The following is an 18993-nucleotide window of genomic DNA, read 5'->3' on the forward strand; positions in this document are numbered from 1 at the left end:
TGCATGAATGCAGCGTTTTTTTGACACCTGAGTTTAAACGCTACTCTGCACGTCCTAACATCCGTACTTCTCGCTGCGGGAACGGAATCGCAATGTTGGCTCGCTGTAATGATTGGTAAATCGCGAGGTTTGCTTCGTAGCGAGTATGATAATGTTGTGTTGTCGGAGCCCAAAAACGAATCCCGATATTGATCGAACTATCGGCAAATTCATCGACACCAATTTGTGGTGTGCGTTCAGCCACTGCGGGTATGGTGGCTAAGGCTTCACGGATTTTATTGATGGCGATGTCTAAATCAGTGTCATAAGACACGCCAATCCCCGTTTCAATTAATGTATTTTCTTGTGAATTATGTAAGATTTCACCGACGATAAACTTATTAGGGATGGTGATAAGTTCTTCTTCTTCGTTAGTGAGGAAAGTGGCGCCAAGCGCAATATCTTTAACCACACCTGTAATGCCTTGAACGGTAATAGTGTTGCCGATGACGAATGGGCGGGTGAGGATAATCGTCAGCCCGGCAGCATAGTTTGATAACAGCCCTTGAAACGCCAAACCCGCACCGAGTGAGGCCGCGCCTATTGCTGCTACAAAGGGCGTGACACTGACGCCTAATTTTCCGAGACAGATAATTGCCACCATTATAATAATGACAATACGCAAAATATTAGACAAAAAGTTGGTCAACGTGATGTCTACATTATGTTTGGCGCACACGTTAACTAAAAACTGAGCGGCCTTTTTAGCAACAAATAGGCCAATAATAAAGATGACCACAGCACCAAATAACTGAAAACTATAGTTGACGAAAAACTCTACCAGTATGTCGTAGAGTTTCATTACCTGCGTTACTTCTTGATCAATCATAATACTGTTCTCTGATAAACGTTTTCTGATACATTACTGATGTTTTAACTATAGATTAGCCTGCTCACTTTAGTTGGCGAGTTTTCTAAGGCTTATTTTAACCGATTATTAGGCGAGAATATTATGGCTTTGAGTGGAAATACCCCCATCCCCAAAATTATTGCATTAACATTGTTAGTGTTCGGTATTGGCTTATTATTTTGGGGGTACGATATGTCGAATTCACCTGTTAATCAGCTTTCATCGGCGTTAACGGGTTCTCATTCTGATAAGGTGATGTACACCTATATCGGTGGTGCGGTGAGTACGGTGGTTGGATTGTATTTGTTTCTTAAGCATTAGCGTTAAGTTTGACTCCCTAGCTTAACGTTATAGAGGCATCGACGGTCTGATGCCTTTTAACGGCCTTCTTTAATCCTTTCTGATAAACCACCCATGCCATGAGGCCTGCTGCCAGATTGCCAACCATTGCGCCGCTCATTAACCCGTCCAACCCATCCAGTTTGCTGCCAAGCCACAATAGTGGGAGGTAGCAGAGAAATAGTCGTAGACAAGATATGACTAACGCGCGCATAGGTAGCCCCATTGCATTGCAGACCGATACCATAATCATGCAAATACCGAGTGCACCGTAGCTAAGAGGGACGCTAAGAAGGTAGTTTTTTAAAACGGCTGCGACTGAAAGGTCAGTCGTCATCAGTCCGCTGATACTGTCGGAAAGTAGTAGCCAGATAACCGCAATAGCGAGCTGCCAGAGTAGAACAAATTTTACCGCAAGCTTCACCAGTTGACGGATGCTTTCAAGGTCTCCCGCCCCCCAATAGCGCCCCACCATAGGCGGCATCGACATCGTTAGTGCAAGCACTATCACAATTGAGAAAAACTCTAAACGAGTGCCCAAGCCCCATGCAGCAACGGCAGAAGTACCATAAACCGCAACCAGTGATGTCGCGAACATTGAAGAAAGAGAAGGCATAAACTGGCTGAGCATCGCAGGGCCAGTAATACCGCCTAACTGCTTAGTTGAAGAAAACATTGAATCGGGTGTGATGTTAAACGCGAGCCACTGTCGAGAGATTATTTTTGGGTAGATGATTAAACACCCAAGAGAAAACGATGTGATGGTTGCGTAAGGTGCACCTGCAAGCCCCCAGTCGAATACAAAGATGAAGAGTGGGTCGAGTGCAATATTGAGCAGGCTAGTAAATACCATTGTGATACCCGGTAGCATAGTGTTGCCATGCGCTCTGCAGAGGCTGTAGCCAAAGTAGAGCATCGCACCGACCCAAGCACTTGCCAGCCAAGGCATCCAATAAATTGATAGTGTAGGTAGTAGTGAGGGCTCACCGCCTAGCATATTGAGTATTGGGGCGCGTAAAAACCATAGCAATAAGCAGAGTAGTGCAATTGAGGTGGCGCCAATAATAATCACGACCCCGCCGAGTTGTTTTGCGTGGTCTGTTTGCTTTTGTCCTAAGGCCTTTGAAATGAGTGCGGTGGTGGCGATCCCCAGTCCTACTTGAACACCAATGATTAGCTGATACATAGGCACCGTGAAACCCACTGCCGCTAGCGGGTCGACACCTAACTGACCAATAAATATGCTATCGGCTAATTGAAAACTCATTAACGATAAAACGCCAAACAGCATAGGCCATGTCATCTGAAACAGTGCGCGGCTTAACGAGACTGGGGGGCAGGTATTAGTGGTCATGATGGCCTTCGTTGAAGGTGAGCAGCTGAATGTAATAGTCGATGAGGACAGTGAATAAACAGAGCACGGAGTCTATCCTAATCTGGCTTGATTGAGAACAAAGGTAAAGCATCTGACGACTTGTTCACAAATACTCAATTTGTCGCTTAATGTGTCGCATTTAGTCCCTCTTATGGTTGTGAAGAGTCTTTAACATGCTCGTATTAGAAAGAAGGAGGGCTTTTCTCGTTACTTTCTAAATAAATGCTTCACAAAATAATAATAACTCGAATGTAATGTTCGATAAATTGAGCTAGAAGGGAAAATTCATGTTAAATAGAATATCGATTTTTATCCTCAGCATGCTGATAGCGTCGATCAGTTGGGCTGAGTCTTATGTCTATATCACGAACAGTACGATGGAGACATTATCGCTAGACACGGTTCAAACCGGTTATAGCAATATCAGTGAAGGTAATGAGTGGCAGCAATTAGCCGAGACGGTACCACCATTAGCAACGGTTAAATTTCTTAGATATAACCGCGATAAAGGTATCAAGTGGGGCAAATCTTATAATTTCACGACCACTGTTCAGGGTGCGACTAGCTCAGTTGAGTTGACTCAACGCCTTGTGGGTACGATGACCTTCAGTAAAATGTGGCTCTCTGCTGAAGATGACCCTTGGTACTATGATCGCGACATTCATAGCATACCGATGAGTTTTGATGGTAAAGAATCGACACTGGCCTTTAGGTCGCAGCCTGCTCGAGCCTCTGGCGATGATATCTACTACGTCATTAATAATGACTGGAAAAAAGAGACGCCTGAAGTAGCAAGTAATAACTTTAAAGTACTCACCTACAATACTTGGGCTTTGCTACCGGGTATAGAAAGCAAAAACACACATGCACGTCTTGATACTATTGCCGAAGATATTGCTCAAGGCTACGACGCGGTTGTTTTTCAAGAAGTGTTTGACCCTGCCTTAACGGCCCATTTCCGCAAAAAAATCAGTGCGGAATATCCTTATTTAACTCGGATTCCTTTTAAAGTCGGCAAGTTACTGACCGGTGGATCATTTATCGCGAGTCGTCACCCTATTATCGAGCAAGATGATCAGGTTTATGATGCATGTCGAGCAGAAGGCTGTTTAGCCTCAAAAGGAATGAACTACGCGAAGATTGATAAAGGCGGCAAGACCTATCACTTATTTGGCACGCACACTCATGCTTATGCCACCGCAGATGATATTTCGGTTCGTTTTGACCAGCTAGCGCAATTAAAGGCATTTATTGATAGTAAAAACATACCGGCTAACGAGCCTGTGCTGATGGGCGGTGACTTTAATGTTGATAAGGTGAATTTCCCACAAGAGCATTATGATTTCTTGACCCTGATGGACGCGACAGAGCCTATGGCATTAGGTGAATACCTTCACTCATATGCAGGTCCTGTTAATGTGTATGCCACCGACAAGTATGTGGAATACCTAGACTATGTGTTGTACTCAAATGCACATCAGGCGCCAGTATATTCTCATAATAAGCTGTTAGTGCCACGCAGTATTGCGCCAGAGCACTTCACTCGATGGGATCTTTCTGACCACTTTCCTGTTGCAAGTGAGTTTGTCTTCCCTGCTGAGTAGTTCATGGTATTGATACATTGAAGACTAGTTATAAAAACCGGCCTTAGTAGCCGGTTTTTTCTTTTTTTCTTTTATATTCTTGCGTTTAACGACGATCTTATTCTTTAAGTTCATGCCGATTACCTTTAGTATTAGTATCGAGACCAATATATTCCCGAAGTTAGGAGCCTTCCATGGAGCCATTGCAAGCGCTTAGGAAAATCTTTCAAGAAGCGGGTGAACTTTCATCTGCAGATGAGTTGCTCCACCTGATTGTTACGCGTGTTAAAGAGGCTACTCGGTCAAATGTTTGCAGCATTTATTTAGCAGATGAAGAACGAGATGATTGGGTTTTGGTGGCAACCGAAGGTTTGTCCAGTGACGCTATAGGTAAAGTTAGAATGCGTACAGGTGAAGGGCTAGTCGGGAATATCTGTAAAAGCCAAAGCCTGCTCAATCTAAATGATGGCTCTACACATCCAAATTATCGATACTTTCCAGAAACGGGCGAAGAGCACTTTGCGGGTTTTCTAGGTGTCCCCGTTATCAGCTTCCGAAGAGTTATCGGTGTGCTGGTTATTCAAAGCCTTGAAACTCGGTGTTTCTCATCAGAAGAAGAAGCGTTTCTGATTACCATCGCGGCGCAATTGGCCGGCCCACTAAAAACGGTCTTAAGCCAAGAAAAACTCGCGGCTTTAACCAATGAAGACTCTAATGATCAGATAAAAGTACAGGGTATTAAAGGGTCGGCGGGTATATCGATAGGCAAAGTTCATTTCTTGGCGCCTTATAAAGATTTGGCAACGGTTAAAGATACGCTTTGTGAAAATGTAGACGTAGAAATTGATCGCTTTCGCGATGCGCTTGAAGAGGTAAAATTAGAGGTTCAGTCTGGCGGAGATAAGCTAGCATCAAGTGTACCTCAAGACGTGCATGCGCTGTTTGGTGTCTATTTGATGATGCTCGACAACGATATGATCGTAAAGCAGACCGAAGAGCGAATTCGAGAAGGGTTTACAGCGTCATCTGCGTTAAAACACACCATCGAGCGGCATGCGCAAGAGTTTGAACGCATGAACGATGCTTATCTACGGGCAAGAGCAGAAGACATCCGTCACATAGGTAATCGAGTCTATGCCCGCATGAATGATCAGCATAACGTGGTTGAGTTGCCAGAAGAGCCGGTTATCTTAGTCTCCAAGTTATTGAGTATTACTGAAATTGCGCAGTTCCCTGCCGACAAACTTGCGGGCATTGTCTGTATGGAAGGGTCATCACTTTCCCATACCGCGGTGTTGGCAAACGCATTGGGTGTGACTGCTGTCATGGGGATTGGCGATATTCCTCGTCATAAAATAGATCAACAGTTAGCGGTCATGGACGGGTATAGGGCGCAGGTGATTTTTAACGCCAGTGAGCCTTTGCAGTTAGAGTATCGCAGACTAATAGAGCAGGAAAAGAAACTGGTCAGAGGTCTCGATAAGCTGAAAGACTTGCCCGCTGAAACCACCGATCACCACAGAATTAATCTATACGCCAATACGGGGTTATTAGCTGATATCTCACCTGGTTTGGCACGGGGTGCTGAGGGTGTTGGGCTGTACCGGTCAGAAATCCCCTTTATGCTGCATGAAACTTTCCCAACGGAAGACGAGCAAACACAAATCTATCGTGAAGTGCTACAAGCCTATGCTCCTCGGTCGGTGTATATGCGTACTTTGGATATCGGTGGCGACAAGCCACTGCCATACTTTGGCTACTCAGAAGAAAACCCTTACCTCGGGTGGCGAGGTATTCGCTTCACGCTTGATAACGGCAGTATTTTTCTAACTCAAATTCGGGCGCTGCTTAAAGCCTCTGCTGGCTTAAACAATATGAAAATAATGTTGCCAATGGTCAGCCGAGTTGAAGAAGTCGATGCATTTCGAATATTGTTAGACGAAGCATTGGTTCAATTACGAGAAGAAGGGCACGAGATTAAGCGGCCCTCTATAGGCGTCATGATTGAAGTGCCCTCTGCGATGATGATTATTGGGCAATTGGCAAAACGGATTGATTTTATTTCTATAGGGTCTAATGACTTAACGCAATACCTGTTAGCAGTAGATCGAAATAACCCAAAAGTGTCTTCGTTATATAACTTTTTAAACCCTGCAGTTATTTATAGTATTTACCGAATTGTTCGAATAGCTCATCAGCATCGACTAAAAGTATCGTTATGTGGCGAAATGGCGGCAGACCCTGCTTCTGTTTTATTGCTGATAGGAATGGGCATCGACACGCTGAGTATGAGCGCATTTAACTTGCCAAAAATAAAGTGGGTGATACGCACCATTAGTCGAAAACGAGCGGAAGCTTTGTTAATTAAAGTGTTGGCGCTAGAGAGCGAAGATAGTATACGAGAGATACTTGAGTCAGAGCTCATTCAAGCTGGATTGGCAGGCCTAATTCGTGCCGGTAACTAATCAAATGCAGCAATCGTCGCCTTATGGCAATAACGTGATAGACCGTATGAAAAGCAAATTATCATTAGCTGCAGGGCTGATAGTTGGTATCTTTTTATTGTCAGGTTGTGCAACGTCGCCTCCTAGTAACCCAGAAAATATATGCTCAATTTTTGAAGAAAATCGAGACTGGTACGAGGCCGCGATTGATACTCGTGAAAAGTGGGGGGCGCCCGTTCATGTGCCTATGGCGATTATGTACCAAGAGTCTTCGTTTAAGCATAATGCAGCCCCTCCAATGCAGTATTTTTTATGGATTATCCCTGTTGGTCGAGCAAGCGATGCCTGGGGGTATTCTCAGGCTAAAACAGTATCATGGGATGAGTATATTGATGAAACCGGTAACTGGTTTGCAGACCGAGAAGATTTCGATGATGCGATCGACTTTATGGGGTGGTACATCCATAAAACGAGTCGAGTCAATAAAGTATCGAAATGGGATGCCTATCACCAATACCTGAATTATCACGAAGGTAGAACGGGATATCGGCGCAAAAGCTACAACAAGAAGCCTTGGTTATTAAAAGTAGCGCGCAAAGTAGACAATAGAGCCAAGCGTTATAGTCAGCAGTATTGGGGTTGTAAGGATGAGCTTAGTCGTAACTGGTTTATGCGTACATTCTTCTAGTTTTTGAGGTTACAAAAACAATGCTGAGCCTTAGACAAAAGGCGTAGATAACGTCTTTTTACCTGTTAATTTATTGACCAAAATCATAAATGAACCATACTTCTAAACAGGGAAGTGTCACATCAAAAACGACATCAAGTACTAAGTCAACAGCACGGTAGTGATATGTTGATAAGGGCTAGGTGGCCACCCTGTAGGAGACGACTCCGCCGGCAGCCTCCAGAGGGTTGTTATTACAATTTTCGAGATGATAAATCTAACCTATGCCAGATAGCCCCGTAAAAGATGACATCCTTACATTTTTAGATGATGACGTTGACTCAACAATTGGGGGAGTGCCTCATAAGCTTGATCCATGGCGAGTTCTGAGTGTCGATGATGATGAAGATGTTCATGTAACGACTCAATTAGCATTGGATCATGTTGAAATACTGGGTAAGCCGGTTGAACTTCTAAGAGCGTACTCTGCAAAAGAGGCATTAGAGGTATTAGCGACCGAAAAAGGTATCGCGGTTGTTTTACTAGATGTGGTCATGGAAGATGATCACGCGGGATTAGATATTGTTGATAAAATTCGTAACGAATTAGGCCTCGTTGATTTGCGAATTGTATTGCGCACAGGGCAGCCGGGATATGCACCCGAGTTAGAAGCTATTCGTGATTATGATATTAACGATTACCGTAATAAAAGTGAGCTAACCCATACCAAACTCTATACCACATTAACCTCAGTTATTCGTTCATACTCACAAATACGCGCACTTGAAGCGAGCCGAAAAGGGTTGGAGCTGATTACCAAGTCATCAGGCGAACTGATAAACAGTAAAGGCTTTGACGGGTTTTCGTTAGGTATTATAACGCAGCTTTCAGCACTCTTGGATTTATCAGATGATGGCATTGTGTGTACCCGCGCTAATGATGATAGTAATCCCGACGCGGGTTATACCGTGGTTGCTGCGACGGGGCGATATCAGTCGTCTATTAACAATACGCTAGATGAATTAAAAGAGTTCAATGTTAAACGTGCTTTAGAACAGTGTATTCAGGAAAAGAAAAATTTATTATTAGATCATGCAATTGTACTCTATATTTCGGGTCAGGCTGGCTGCGACCTTATTGCTTTTTTAGATCAGACAAGGCGGTTAGACGACACTGAAAAACGTTTGTTGGATGTTTTTTGTTCTAATATATCAGTTTGTTTAAATAACGTGTTGATGCTGTCTAAACTCCATCGTTATGCCTACTTTGACTCGTTGCTTGATATTCCCAATAGGCTAGCATTTGTAAATTGTATTGAAGAGTATAAATTCAAAACGGAAGCCGCTTCAGTGGTGTTGGTCGATGTTGATCAGTTTAGTGCAATAAACGACACCATCGGTATCTTAAACGGCGACTTCTTATTGGGTGTGGTGGCTCAGCGTTTGGCTGATAAGTTTAAAGGTAGTTTTCTAGCCAGAATTTCCGGTGATGTATTTGGTTTAGTCGGTGCAAGAAATGCACTCAGGCCTAAAAAAGTTAAAGAAATTTTCTCCCAGCCTTTTGAGGTTGCGGGTCAAGAGCAGTTGATTTCAGTCACACTAGGTTTATATGATCTAGATGATAAAAATGAACACAGTCAGGAGGCGTTAAAAAAAGCCAATATAGCACTTAAAAAAGCAAAAGAATCACTCAGAGGAAGTCACTGTTACTTTACCAGAGAGATGGAACAGGAGGCCGAAACACGGTTCCGCTTGCTGCATAACCTGAGAAAAGCATTTGATGCGGATCGGTTGTTTATGATGTTCCAGCCCCAGGTGTCGGTGGCAGATGGTCGCCCTGTCGGGGTGGAGGCGCTTTTGCGTTGGCGCACTGAGGAGGGCGAGATGGTGCCACCAGATCGTTTTATTCCGCTGGCAGAAAGCTCGGGGTTGATTATTCATCTTGGCGAGTGGGTTCTGCGAACAGCGATGCTTCAGCTCAAGCGGCTACAACACCAAACGTCATTTAACTTAAGAATGGGCATTAATGTTTCAATGGACCAGTTCCGGCACCCTGAGTTTTTAGATGTGCTTGACCGAGCCATTGCAGAAACGGCTGTAAATCCGCAGTGTATAGAGCTAGAGGTAACAGAGTCAGTCGCCATGATAGATCGAATAGCGGTTAATAAAATACTCTCATCCATCGCCAGTAGAGGCATTAAAATTGCCATTGATGATTTTGGTACGGGGTTTTCGTCATTGAGCTATTTAGAGCGGCTAGCGGTTCATCGCCTTAAAATTGATAAATCATTTATTGATAAGCTGCAGGGGGATTCAGCTGACCCTCGATTGGCAGAAATGATTGTAAACCTTGCTAAAGACCTGAGTTTAGACGTAATTGCTGAAGGCGTTGAGTTGGCTGAGCAAGCAGAGTGGTTGAAAAAGATTAATTGCGATGAAGCTCAAGGGTACTTTTATGCTCGGCCATTAGAAGAGGCCCGTTTGATTGAATGGCTACACGAGCAAGAACAAAGACTCGCGTAGCAGAAAGCTAAAGATAAAACTAAAGGGATGTAATGGGCGCTATGGAAAGAATAAAACAAACGACTGCAATTTTGTTTCTTTGTCTGACGGGCTTATTAGGGTGTGAAGAGCCGCCCAAAGTGAAAATCGGTTTTATCGGTGGAACCTCAGGCAAGGTGGCTGACCTTGGTGTTGCCGGTAGGAATGGCATTATACTGGCGGTCGAAGAACGAAACAAAGCAGGCGGTATAAAAGGTCAAACCATCGAGTTAATCTTAAAAGATGACAAGCAAGACGCAGAACAAGCAAAAAAATCGGCAGAAGAATTAGTCGCACTAAAAGTAGAGGCTATTCTAGGTCCTATGACAAGCGCTATGGCTGTTGAAGTTGCTGAGGTTACCCAGTTATCAGGCACGCTGACAATGGGGGTCACGCCTTCGACCAATGAATTAACAGGTAAAAATGATTTCTTTTTTAGAACTATTTCCGCCACGTTAGAGCACGCTTCTGAGACAGCAAAATACCTCCGCAATATAAAAAAATCTAAGCGCATTGCGATTATTTATGACTTAAAGAACCGCTCTTATGCTGAAAGCTGGAGTGGAGACTTTGCAGCAGCCATTAAGCAGCTAGGCGGAGAAATTATTCAGACGGTGTCTTTTCTTTCAAATAACCAAGTGAGATTTGAAGGTCTTGCTCGAAAAGTATTAAAAAGCGGACCCGATACAGTTGTATTAGTGGCTAATTCTGTTGATGCGTCGTTGCTGGCGAAGCAACTTAAAACGATAAATTCAGATATTCAACTTGCGGCATCTGAGTGGGCGGGTACAGAACGTTTGATAGAATTAGGCGGGCGCTATGTTGAACATACCGTAGTTCCTCAACACTTTGACCGCGAAAGCCAAGACCCTAGATATCAGCGGTTTCATAGTGTGTATACGGAGCGGTTTGGTCATTTGCCAGGGTTTCCTGGTTTAGTGGGGTTTAATGCGGCTAATGTTGTGTTTGATGGGCTTGAGGCAAAGCAGAAGGATGAAAGCTTAAAGCAAGCTATTTTAAGAATTAAAACCTTTTCAGCTGTGCCTGAGTTGGTCGTTTTTGATTCATTTGGTGATGCGAAAAGTAAAACCTATGTAACCGAAATAATTGACGGTCAATTTAGGTCGAGAGCACCACTTTGACACAGAAAATGCAACGAAAACTGTCTCTTAAGTCATTTTTAACGCTGCACTTTCTGTTGGTTTCTCTTATTCCTATTGCATTGGTATTAATGCTAGCAGGCGTATTTCTTTTCCCTCATCTTTCTAAAAAAGAAACACTCGACCAAGAGGCGTTGGCTCAAGCGATTACCTCGAGAATTGAAATTCAGCTTGAATCAGCTAAACGGGAGCTTCAGCGATTTTCGAAACTTCTTCCTATTCTAGATAATGAATCTCATGTTCAGCAGTTTCTCGATAACATAGCTGATATAAGTGATGTTTATGAAGCTGTGTATATTGTCAATAGTGACGGGCTTGTGACGCATGTTGGCCTGCCTGCGCTCTATCAGCCATATCGAGACAACTATGTAGGGCTAGACATGTCTCGCAAACCGTTCATTATTGAAAGCCGTAAAACTCAGCAAGAGAGATTTTATGGAACATTTCTTTCGGCGGTTAGTGGGCATTTATCTGCAGGGTATTTGATTCCTATGGGAGAAAAAATGTTGGTGGCTGAGGTGTCGGTTGACCAATTACCTGAGTTGTCAGCCTTTCTGTCAAAAGAGAGCGGCCAAACAATTATGATTCTCGATAGGGAAGGACACCTACTGGTACACCCCGACTCTCGATTTGAACACCAGCAGTTAAATTTGAGCCACATACCTCTTATAAAAAAAGGCCTAGAGCAGAATGGGGCGAGTGGGGCTTTTAGTTTTCAGGGCATTGAATACTTTGGTACGGTGGTCTTGACCGGTAAAACCGGTTGGATTGTGGTTGTTTCAAAAACACTAAAGCAGTATCAAGATACGCTATTTGCCTCAGGGTTGATCCTTTTTGCCTCATTATTAGTGGGTATGGTGGTCGCTGTTATTATCGCTCAAGTGATCGGTGGCGTTTTTAGTCGGCGGTTTAGGCTCTTTATGCGTTTGGCTGAAGCCATTACTTCAGGCCATTATGATGCAAAACCTGCTCCCTCTAAGATTAAAGAAATAGAGATACTAGGCCATGAAATATTAAATGCCGGACAGCAAATCAAAAATAGAGAGCAAGCGCTAGTTGTTAAGGAACAGCGATATAGAGCATTGGTAGAACAAAGCCCAGTAGGGGTTATTGAATGGGCGCCAGACTTGGAAATTGTGGGTTGGAACCGTGTCGCTCAAAGTATTTTAGGGTTCCTTGATAAAGGGGTGATCAGTAGTGCTGTAGATTACTTAGCTCAAGAAGAGAATGAGCAGAAATTAGCGTCGCTCGCTATCCGTTTTGCGAGCGAAGCTAGCTTTGTCGCGGAACATCAATTTAAGAGCAGTGCGGGTGAAAACATCATCTGCCGATCATTTAATACGTCTATTATAGATGATGACGGTGATTTGCTCGGGTATTTGAGCCTGGTTGAAGATATTACTGAGCAGCGTCGTACTCAAGAAGAAATTCAAGGCTTAAATGCTCAGTTAGAGCAGCGAGTGACAGATAGAACGGTGGCGCTTTCCAACACTAATGAACAACTCAAGCACGCCCTTAAAAACCTAAAGCGAACCCAATCAGAATTACTAAGAGCCGATAAGCTTGCAGCCCTTGGGGCGATGGTGGCGGGTGTGTCACATGAACTTAACACCCCTATCGGTAATGCGGTTATGGCCATTACCACGCTAGAGAAACAGACGCATATTTTTGAGGCGAAATATCAAGCAGGCGATATAAAGCGGTCAACATTTGAGGATTATTTAGCCATCAGCAAAGAATCTGAGCAGTTAGTGGCTAAAAATTTATTTAGGGCGGCTGAGTTGATTACCAGCTTTAAGCAAGTGGCTGTTGATCAAACTAGTGCTCAGAAACGCGTGTTTGAGTTACGCCAGCATATTGCCGAAGTTTTACTGACACTTCAGCCTCAGTTTAAAAAATCGACAGTGACACTAAAAAGTAATGTACCTATGGGTATCGAGCTTAATAGTTTTCCTGGTCCTTTAGGGCAAGTCATTACGAACCTGGTGAATAATGCCTTGATTCATGGCTTTGAAAAAGGTGAACGTGGGGTTATCTCTATTTCTGCAGAAAAATTAGCAGATGATACGGTGAGAATAATTGTTGAAGATAATGGTAAAGGTATTCCTGAAGAGAACTTGGAAAAAGTCTTTGACCCATTCTTTAGCACACGACTGGGCGACGGAGGAACAGGCCTAGGGTTACACATTGTCCATAATATTGTGACCGATGTGCTCGCTGGGTCTATGGCGTTAACTAGCACGGAGGGTGGGGCTCAGTTCACGGTTATTATTCCACTTGCCGTATAGTTTGTGAAGATTGAAGCAATTTAAAGTCATGAACAGCTAGATATAATGCTGTTGACCTATGCGTCCCATTACTGATATTGAGGCTAGTTATGAGTTGCGTGAGCGAGCGGCCCTTGATCACAATTATAGCGATAAAGTGGGTTTGTTATTGTTCGATGGCTTCACCAATCTCTTTACACCATTCTTCTGCTTCTTTTCGTGAGCTAAAGGCTTTAGCACCCCATGTAATACCGAGTTGTTCAGATACCTTAATGTAATGTTCTATTAGCACAGTATGAATAGGGTTATTTGTAACTAGAGCAATGCTCGGGTTATGGATTGTAATGGACGCAAACACGTCTTTTGCGGCCATACCATCAATATCTTCTAGCGAAAGAGAGGACATATCTGCTTCTAGAAAGTCAAAGAGTTGGTACTTACATTGACGAAAGCGCGGGTCTGAATATAGTGCTGCACCAGCCCTATTTATTTCATTAATATCTAAATCACCTCCTAGACTGACGGTAACCCCGTTCTCCTCCCAAAAAACCATAAACGCCATATAGACTAAAACCTTATATGTTTGATTTCTACTGTATTGATGCTCGTCGTGTGATTAGTAAAGCATTTTTATAATGTTTTAATTCATTTTTGAATAAAATGCTATACCCGTGTAGCGTTTTGTTGGGGCAGGTGAGTCTTATTTTTTTATTTTGCGCTATAATAATTATACGTTTATGTGTGCTGATACATATTTAGTTAATGTGCTATGGCCCTAGGGGTACTATGAGAGTTGCGTTTCTGTTTGTAATATTGATGTTTTTTTCTTACGCAACCGTTGCGGCCGATCTTAAAGCCTGTGGCCATCATGATTATGCCCCTTGGAACTGGAAAAAAGGAGGTGAAATCGTAGGTGTCTGTGCTGAAATCACAAAGACTCTGATGGGTGATCTTGGCTTGACGGTTGACTTAGCGTACAGAGGTCCATGGAAACGGTGCCAGAAAAATATCGAAAATGGATGGATTGATATTAATATTTGCTCGTTTATTAATGAAAACCGGCAACAGTATTCTGACTTTGTAATGACACCTGTTGGCATCAATGAGAATGCCGTTTTTGTAGCAAAAGCACATCAATTTTCATTTGAAACCTGGCCTGATTTAAAAGGCAAAACGGCGGGTATGGTCGCGGGTGTTAGTCTCGGCCAGCGCTTTGATGACTTTATAAAAGAGAACTTAAGGGTTCAACAGGTCAACGAGTATTTACAGATATTTAAAATGTTAGAGGTGGGCCGAATTGACTTTGTGCCCACTGGCCGACACTCAGGTAAGGCAATGTTGAGGGCTTATGGCTTAGACGATCAACTTACTGACTTACCAACCCCGATACTTTATGGAAACCTATATATATCCATGTCAAAAAAGTCCCAATATATCTCATTACTCCCTGAAATAGAAAAGGCACTTCGGAAGAAAAGCCACACCGTGTGGGTTGATGGACTTATTGAAAAATATACTAAAATATATGCTGAGGACTATGTAAAAGAAAGCGAAAAGCAAGTGACTCCTTTTGGTCAAGCTCGCTGAACGCTTTACTGCAACTGTTCAATTGTAATCTACCGTTTACACCAATATCTGCCGAGTAGTGGCAATAAAGTTATGTACTTGGCGTTCAGTTTTTGCATCAATCATCACTTCTGGCCGACGATCGTTGGGGCAAGGCATACGCGGCGTTGTGCCAAACAGTCGGCAGATCAACGGGCGTTCCTCATATACCTCGCACCCATTAGGCCCTAGGTGTACGCAATCAAAATTTTCTAACGCCGCATCATGCTCAGCATCTGTCTTTATCGGTAGACGTGACATTTCTTCTGAGGACGTTGTCACCGGGCCACAGCAATCGTGGCAACCCGGCACACATTCGAATGTCGGAATCTCCTCGCGCAGACGTGCAATGATCTGTTGATTATTGTTCATTAATATCTGTCATTGATAGCGTTCGTTGTTGTGGGTATTCTGTATGGGTTTAGATATCCCCAATACTCGCTACTGAAACTCCTCCATAAAGTCTAGTGCATACTGATGCCTTACGGTTCGACGATGGTTTGCCCAGAGTTCCTTGATCTTGTCTGAATTGCAACGCTGCCTATCAACAAGCACTCGTGTATTTAATTCACCGATGGCTTTTGTCGTAGGGCATTTGCTAAACACAAACTGGTTGCTGATGAGGTCCATAAATGGGCCTGATTTGCTGGTAGGCATAATAAACAGCAGTTGTAACCCAAGTGTCTCGGTGAGGTACTTGATGACCTCACGAGAGCGGGTTTCATCCATTTTAGAGAAGGCTTCGTCGACCAGCACCATGCGCAGGTGGCTGTTGCCTTCATTAAACTTGAATGCAGATGTGATTGCGGCTGAACGGATAATATACGCGGGTGTTTCGAGCTGACCACCTGAGCCGGTACCGTATTGGCTTAGGGCAATAGCGGCTTTACCTTCAGGTTGCTTGTATATCTCGTAACTACGGTAATTTCGGTAGTCTGAAATGCGCTCTAGCTCTCGCATCGACCTAACTTCATCATCAGACAGTAGCATTTGCATCAGGCGATCTCGTACTAGCTGTGATTTTTGGCTAAGTTCTGCCTCAAACAGCGTGGTACCGTCACCCAAGTTAGGTAAGTCGATAATCTCTTTAAAGAAGTTCCAGTATTCTTTAAATTCTGGCACCCAGTTCCAATCAAAATGGAACGATTCTCGGTCTGCGCCAAATCGGTGATGTTCTAACTCATGGTTCATGTTTTCGAGGATCTTTTTACCATCGTTAATTGACTGGTAGATCGCATGACATAAATGCGTGACAAAGGCGTTATTAAAGGACTCTTTAATTTTGGTGAGCTTTTCTTGTTTCTCAACCAAAATATTGTTCTTCAGTCGGTTGTGAACCAGGTCATTATCACGGCGTAAATCACAAATAGATTTAAAGAATGCTTTAGAGTGATTCTCGCCATAGTCAGGCATGTAGGCGATATTGTCTGCTAAGTTGCAGTGTTGGTTGTGTTCAATTACGCCATGTTCAATATCGTGAGCAAGCCCGTTTAGACTACTATAGGTGTCTTTTAGATCGTTAATTAATATCTCAGGGCGCGTTTTTTCAGCCCGCTTATCGGCCTTCTCTAGTTCTTTTTCGCTGTCGAAGTCAGGCCATAGCGAGACGATGCTGCGGAGGTTTTCTTCTTTCTCTTCTTGTAGCTTTTCAGATACTTCTTGCTGATTCGAAAGTTTTTTGCAGCGCTCAGTGATATCCGAAATTTCAGTCTTAAGTGAGCCTGCACGCTCAATTTTGTTTTCAATCTGCTGACTGAATTCATTGTCTTGGGCTTTGAGTGTCTCAAGCTTTTGCTCAAGTTCAGCAAAATCTGAAAGGTCTAAATGCTCTAGTTTACCTTCAGCGTCTCGTAATTCACGCTGGGTATTGAGCATTTGTTGCAAGCGGTCTGCATAGCTTACAGTGCCAATGCGGTCGATGGCATTTAGTAACGATGACAGCTGTTGCTGTTGGTCTTCAATAGATTGGTATTCCGCTAATAGTTTATCCATTTCGCCACGTTTGGCGGCTAGGGCGCGTTCTCGAGCGCCTTGACCAAACACCAGTTCACTATCAGCAATATCACAACGCCACATGCTGTATGAGCCTGATCCTAGGCCGTTACTGGTAATGCCTCGACGTGTGTAGCGAAGCTCTTGTTCAGAGTTAACTCTAATGACGCTGCCATAGCTCGCAGCAATATAGTGTTTTGCTGTAGCATGGGAAAATGCCATGGCGTTAACAATGGAGTCTTTATCAAGCTGTGTACGTTGGTAATCTTTACTGGCCTTTGAACCTTGAATAACCCGCGCGCGATTGTCTCTGCCGGGCATGTTTCGCACAATGCTAATGGCTTCAGCTTCAAATTCTTGCTCGACGATTATCGAGAAACGAGCGCCGCCGATATAACCTTCGATAGCATTTTGCCACTGCTCATCTTTAACTTCGATGTAGTCGCAAAGTACCCGAGGGTCGGCTTTAGGGCATTCGCGTCTGATGGTATCAAGTGCATTTTTAATGTAATAAGGGTAGGTGGCTTGGTGCCCCTCAAGACTCTCAATTTCTGCTTGTTTTTGCTGGCGTTGTTTTTCCAGTGTCTTGCTCAGAGTTTGGCGTTGAAATAGCACACTGTTGACTTTGTCTCGTACGCAAATGCCATCGGCTGAAAGCTCTTTGTCATGCAGTAGTCTTTGCCACTGGTTCGCCTGCTGTTGGATGGCGACTGCATCTTCAAGGTGCGCTTCTAGTGGTGATATATCTACCCAGTCTCTACCGAGTAAAGAGGTGAAGTCGACGGTGCTTTTATCTTGTTGCTGAGCAAACGTTTTGGCGGTTGATAGAAAATCTTTTTGGCCTAAACGTGGGATATCTTTAGCAATTTTGCTCTGCTGTAATAGCGCTAAAATGCGATCAGTCGCTTTAAAACTATTGTTTAGGCGGTTGCTCTGGTCAAGGAGTGCGGGCGCTTGGTCATGCAGTAAGCGAGTATTACTCTCAACCAATTTTTCGAGATCATCTTTTTGTTGTAAAGGCTGATAACCCTGACGTTTAGCTTCTAATTGAATGAGTTCGTTACGCGTTTGTTGGTGACGGGCTTCTAAGATATCACGTTCTTGTTGGTTGGCCGCTTGCTCGTCCTGAAGGCTTTTTTGCTGACGCTTAGCATTCAGGTAGGTTTGTTGATCGTTTAGATACTGTATTCGGGTGTCGATGTAGTGAAGTACGTTGAGGTTAATCCACTGCTGTATATAACCGTCGCTCTTCTCTGCGGTTTGCTCCAGTATATTGATGGAGTTTCTCAGGTGGGTGGCATCGCTTTCCATGCCGTGAATCGTTTTCATCAGCTCCGATACAGAGCGAATAGCCTCACCTAGGTCTTTCTTTTCAAGAATTTCATTAGCCACGAAGTCGTTAATGCTTTTCACTGGCTTATAGGCCATAAAGCGAGAAAAGGCGCGCGCGGCGTTCATCGCTTCGCGCTCTGATACCGACTCACGCTTACCTTTTAGGGCGCCATAAAGGCGCTTTAAGTAAGGCTTTTTAGCATCATACTTTTCAACGGCATCGGGGCCAAACTCATGTTTTAGTGAGTTATAAATCTTATCTAGCCCAACAATGTGCTTGTTACCGTCTTCTTGCTCTTTAATAAAGTGGTCTAGCTGCAGCTGCTCGCCAGGGATAATCAGAAAAAACAACTCACTTAAACGGGCAACAGGCTTGCTACCGGCAGAGTCGAGGTAAGCTCTTGCAGACACCACTGCAGTGAAAGGCTCTGAGGTTTCTCCTTGAGTGGGGTAGAACGTCAGTGCGATGTAACCATCGGTCGGTTGTGGGCGTGCATAAGAACCATCATCACAACCTAAGATATACGATTGCAATGTACGAACTTGCTTACCGCCTTTACCGCGCTGGGTGGTTTCATCTTGCCCAGGGTTATACGCAAATAGATAATCGTATGCCGCGGTCATCACCGTTTGAATAGCGTCGGCAGAGGTTGTTTTACCTGAACCATTACCACCTGAAAGCAAGTTGATAGGGCCGAAATCAAACTCAAGATGAGGGATATTTCCCCAATTTACATAAATACATTTTTTTATAAACATAAGATTCTTAACGTATAATTTTGGATTGCTGTTAGCGACTA

General features: G+C 43.7%; 13 protein-coding genes. 8 read left to right on the forward strand and 5 right to left on the reverse strand.

Annotated features, from left to right (window positions below; all coding sequences use genetic code 11):
• Positions 1-40: 40 nt before the first annotated feature.
• A complete protein-coding gene (locus NKI27_RS01180) occupies positions 41-868 on the reverse strand; it encodes a mechanosensitive ion channel family protein (RefSeq protein ID WP_265047874.1) in 828 nt (275 codons plus the stop codon).
• Between the two features lie 123 nt (positions 869-991).
• On the opposite strand from NKI27_RS01180, the gene NKI27_RS01185 reads away from it, so the two are divergent.
• Complete coding sequence (locus NKI27_RS01185) at positions 992-1210, forward strand: DUF3185 family protein (RefSeq protein ID WP_265047875.1); 219 nt, start codon at positions 992-994, stop codon at positions 1208-1210.
• Positions 1211-1226: 16 nt separating this feature from the next.
• Here the strand turns inward: NKI27_RS01185 and NKI27_RS01190 are convergent, their stop codons facing one another.
• Positions 1227-2582, reverse strand: a complete 1356-nt coding sequence (locus tag NKI27_RS01190) for an MATE family efflux transporter (RefSeq protein WP_265047876.1) — start codon at positions 2580-2582, stop codon at positions 1227-1229.
• 308 nt (positions 2583-2890) lie between these two features.
• Here NKI27_RS01190 and NKI27_RS01195 point away from each other — a divergent pair, with 308 nt between their 5' ends.
• The 6 genes from NKI27_RS01195 (at position 2891) to NKI27_RS01220 (ending at position 13285) form a co-directional block, all read left to right on the forward strand.
• Positions 2891-4207, forward strand: a complete 1317-nt coding sequence (locus NKI27_RS01195) for a sphingomyelin phosphodiesterase (protein ID WP_265047877.1) — start codon at positions 2891-2893, stop codon at positions 4205-4207.
• Between the two features lie 173 nt (positions 4208-4380).
• Positions 4381-6651, forward strand: a complete 2271-nt coding sequence (ptsP, locus tag NKI27_RS01200) for a phosphoenolpyruvate--protein phosphotransferase (RefSeq protein ID WP_265047878.1) — start codon at positions 4381-4383, stop codon at positions 6649-6651.
• Between the two features lie 46 nt (positions 6652-6697).
• Positions 6698-7318 carry a transglycosylase SLT domain-containing protein gene (locus NKI27_RS01205; RefSeq protein ID WP_265049453.1) on the forward strand — a complete coding sequence of 207 codons (621 nt, stop codon included), beginning with the start codon at positions 6698-6700 and terminating at the stop codon, positions 7316-7318.
• A 263-nt stretch (positions 7319-7581) separates the two neighbouring features.
• Positions 7582-9819 (forward strand): bifunctional diguanylate cyclase/phosphodiesterase, encoded by a 2238-nt coding sequence (locus NKI27_RS01210; RefSeq protein ID WP_265047879.1) that lies wholly within the window; start codon positions 7582-7584, stop codon positions 9817-9819.
• A gap of 41 nt (positions 9820-9860) precedes the next feature.
• Positions 9861-10979: an ABC transporter substrate-binding protein gene (locus NKI27_RS01215; protein ID WP_265047880.1), complete on the forward strand. Its 1119-nt coding sequence runs from the start codon at positions 9861-9863 to the stop codon at positions 10977-10979.
• Positions 10976-13285, forward strand: coding sequence for an ATP-binding protein (locus NKI27_RS01220; RefSeq protein ID WP_265047881.1), 2310 nt, complete (start codon positions 10976-10978; stop codon positions 13283-13285). The genes NKI27_RS01215 and NKI27_RS01220 overlap by 4 nt, the downstream gene beginning before the upstream one ends.
• A gap of 145 nt (positions 13286-13430) precedes the next feature.
• On the opposite strand, the gene NKI27_RS01225 is transcribed toward NKI27_RS01220, so the two are convergent.
• Positions 13431-13826: a TroA family protein gene (locus NKI27_RS01225; RefSeq protein ID WP_265047882.1), complete on the reverse strand. Its 396-nt coding sequence runs from the start codon at positions 13824-13826 to the stop codon at positions 13431-13433.
• A gap of 224 nt (positions 13827-14050) precedes the next feature.
• Between NKI27_RS01225 and NKI27_RS01230 the strand changes: the two genes are divergently transcribed.
• Complete coding sequence (locus NKI27_RS01230; RefSeq protein ID WP_265047883.1) at positions 14051-14851, forward strand: substrate-binding periplasmic protein; 801 nt, start codon at positions 14051-14053, stop codon at positions 14849-14851.
• 36 nt (positions 14852-14887) lie between these two features.
• Here the strand turns inward: NKI27_RS01230 and NKI27_RS01235 are convergent, their stop codons facing one another.
• Complete coding sequence (locus NKI27_RS01235) at positions 14888-15241, reverse strand: YkgJ family cysteine cluster protein (RefSeq protein ID WP_265047884.1); 354 nt, start codon at positions 15239-15241, stop codon at positions 14888-14890.
• A 69-nt stretch (positions 15242-15310) separates the two neighbouring features.
• Positions 15311-18952, reverse strand: a complete 3642-nt coding sequence (locus NKI27_RS01240) for an ATP-binding protein (RefSeq protein ID WP_265047885.1) — start codon at positions 18950-18952, stop codon at positions 15311-15313.
• Between the last annotated feature and the right edge of the window lie 41 nt (positions 18953-18993).

Source organism: Alkalimarinus alittae, assembly GCF_026016465.1.
GTDB lineage: Bacteria > Pseudomonadota > Gammaproteobacteria > Pseudomonadales > Oleiphilaceae > Alkalimarinus > Alkalimarinus alittae.

Coding starts and splice junctions, on each gene's coding strand:
- NKI27_RS01180 (WP_265047874.1), bottom strand. CDS start 868: ATGATTGATCAAGAAGTAACGCAGGTAATGAAACTCTACGACATACTG.
- NKI27_RS01205 (WP_265049453.1), top strand. CDS start 6,698: ATGAAAAGCAAATTATCATTAGCTGCAGGGCTGATAGTTGGTATCTTT.
- NKI27_RS01210 (WP_265047879.1), top strand. CDS start 7,582: ATGCCAGATAGCCCCGTAAAAGATGACATCCTTACATTTTTAGATGAT.
- NKI27_RS01225 (WP_265047882.1), bottom strand. CDS start 13,826: ATGGCGTTTATGGTTTTTTGGGAGGAGAACGGGGTTACCGTCAGTCTA.
- ptsP (WP_265047878.1), top strand. CDS start 4,381: ATGGAGCCATTGCAAGCGCTTAGGAAAATCTTTCAAGAAGCGGGTGAA.
- NKI27_RS01195 (WP_265047877.1), top strand. CDS start 2,891: ATGTTAAATAGAATATCGATTTTTATCCTCAGCATGCTGATAGCGTCG.
- NKI27_RS01190 (WP_265047876.1), bottom strand. CDS start 2,582: ATGACCACTAATACCTGCCCCCCAGTCTCGTTAAGCCGCGCACTGTTT.
- NKI27_RS01235 (WP_265047884.1), bottom strand. CDS start 15,241: ATGAACAATAATCAACAGATCATTGCACGTCTGCGCGAGGAGATTCCG.
- NKI27_RS01185 (WP_265047875.1), top strand. CDS start 992: ATGGCTTTGAGTGGAAATACCCCCATCCCCAAAATTATTGCATTAACA.
- NKI27_RS01240 (WP_265047885.1), bottom strand. CDS start 18,952: ATGTTTATAAAAAAATGTATTTATGTAAATTGGGGAAATATCCCTCAT.
- NKI27_RS01230 (WP_265047883.1), top strand. CDS start 14,051: ATGAGAGTTGCGTTTCTGTTTGTAATATTGATGTTTTTTTCTTACGCA.
- NKI27_RS01215 (WP_265047880.1), top strand. CDS start 9,861: ATGGAAAGAATAAAACAAACGACTGCAATTTTGTTTCTTTGTCTGACG.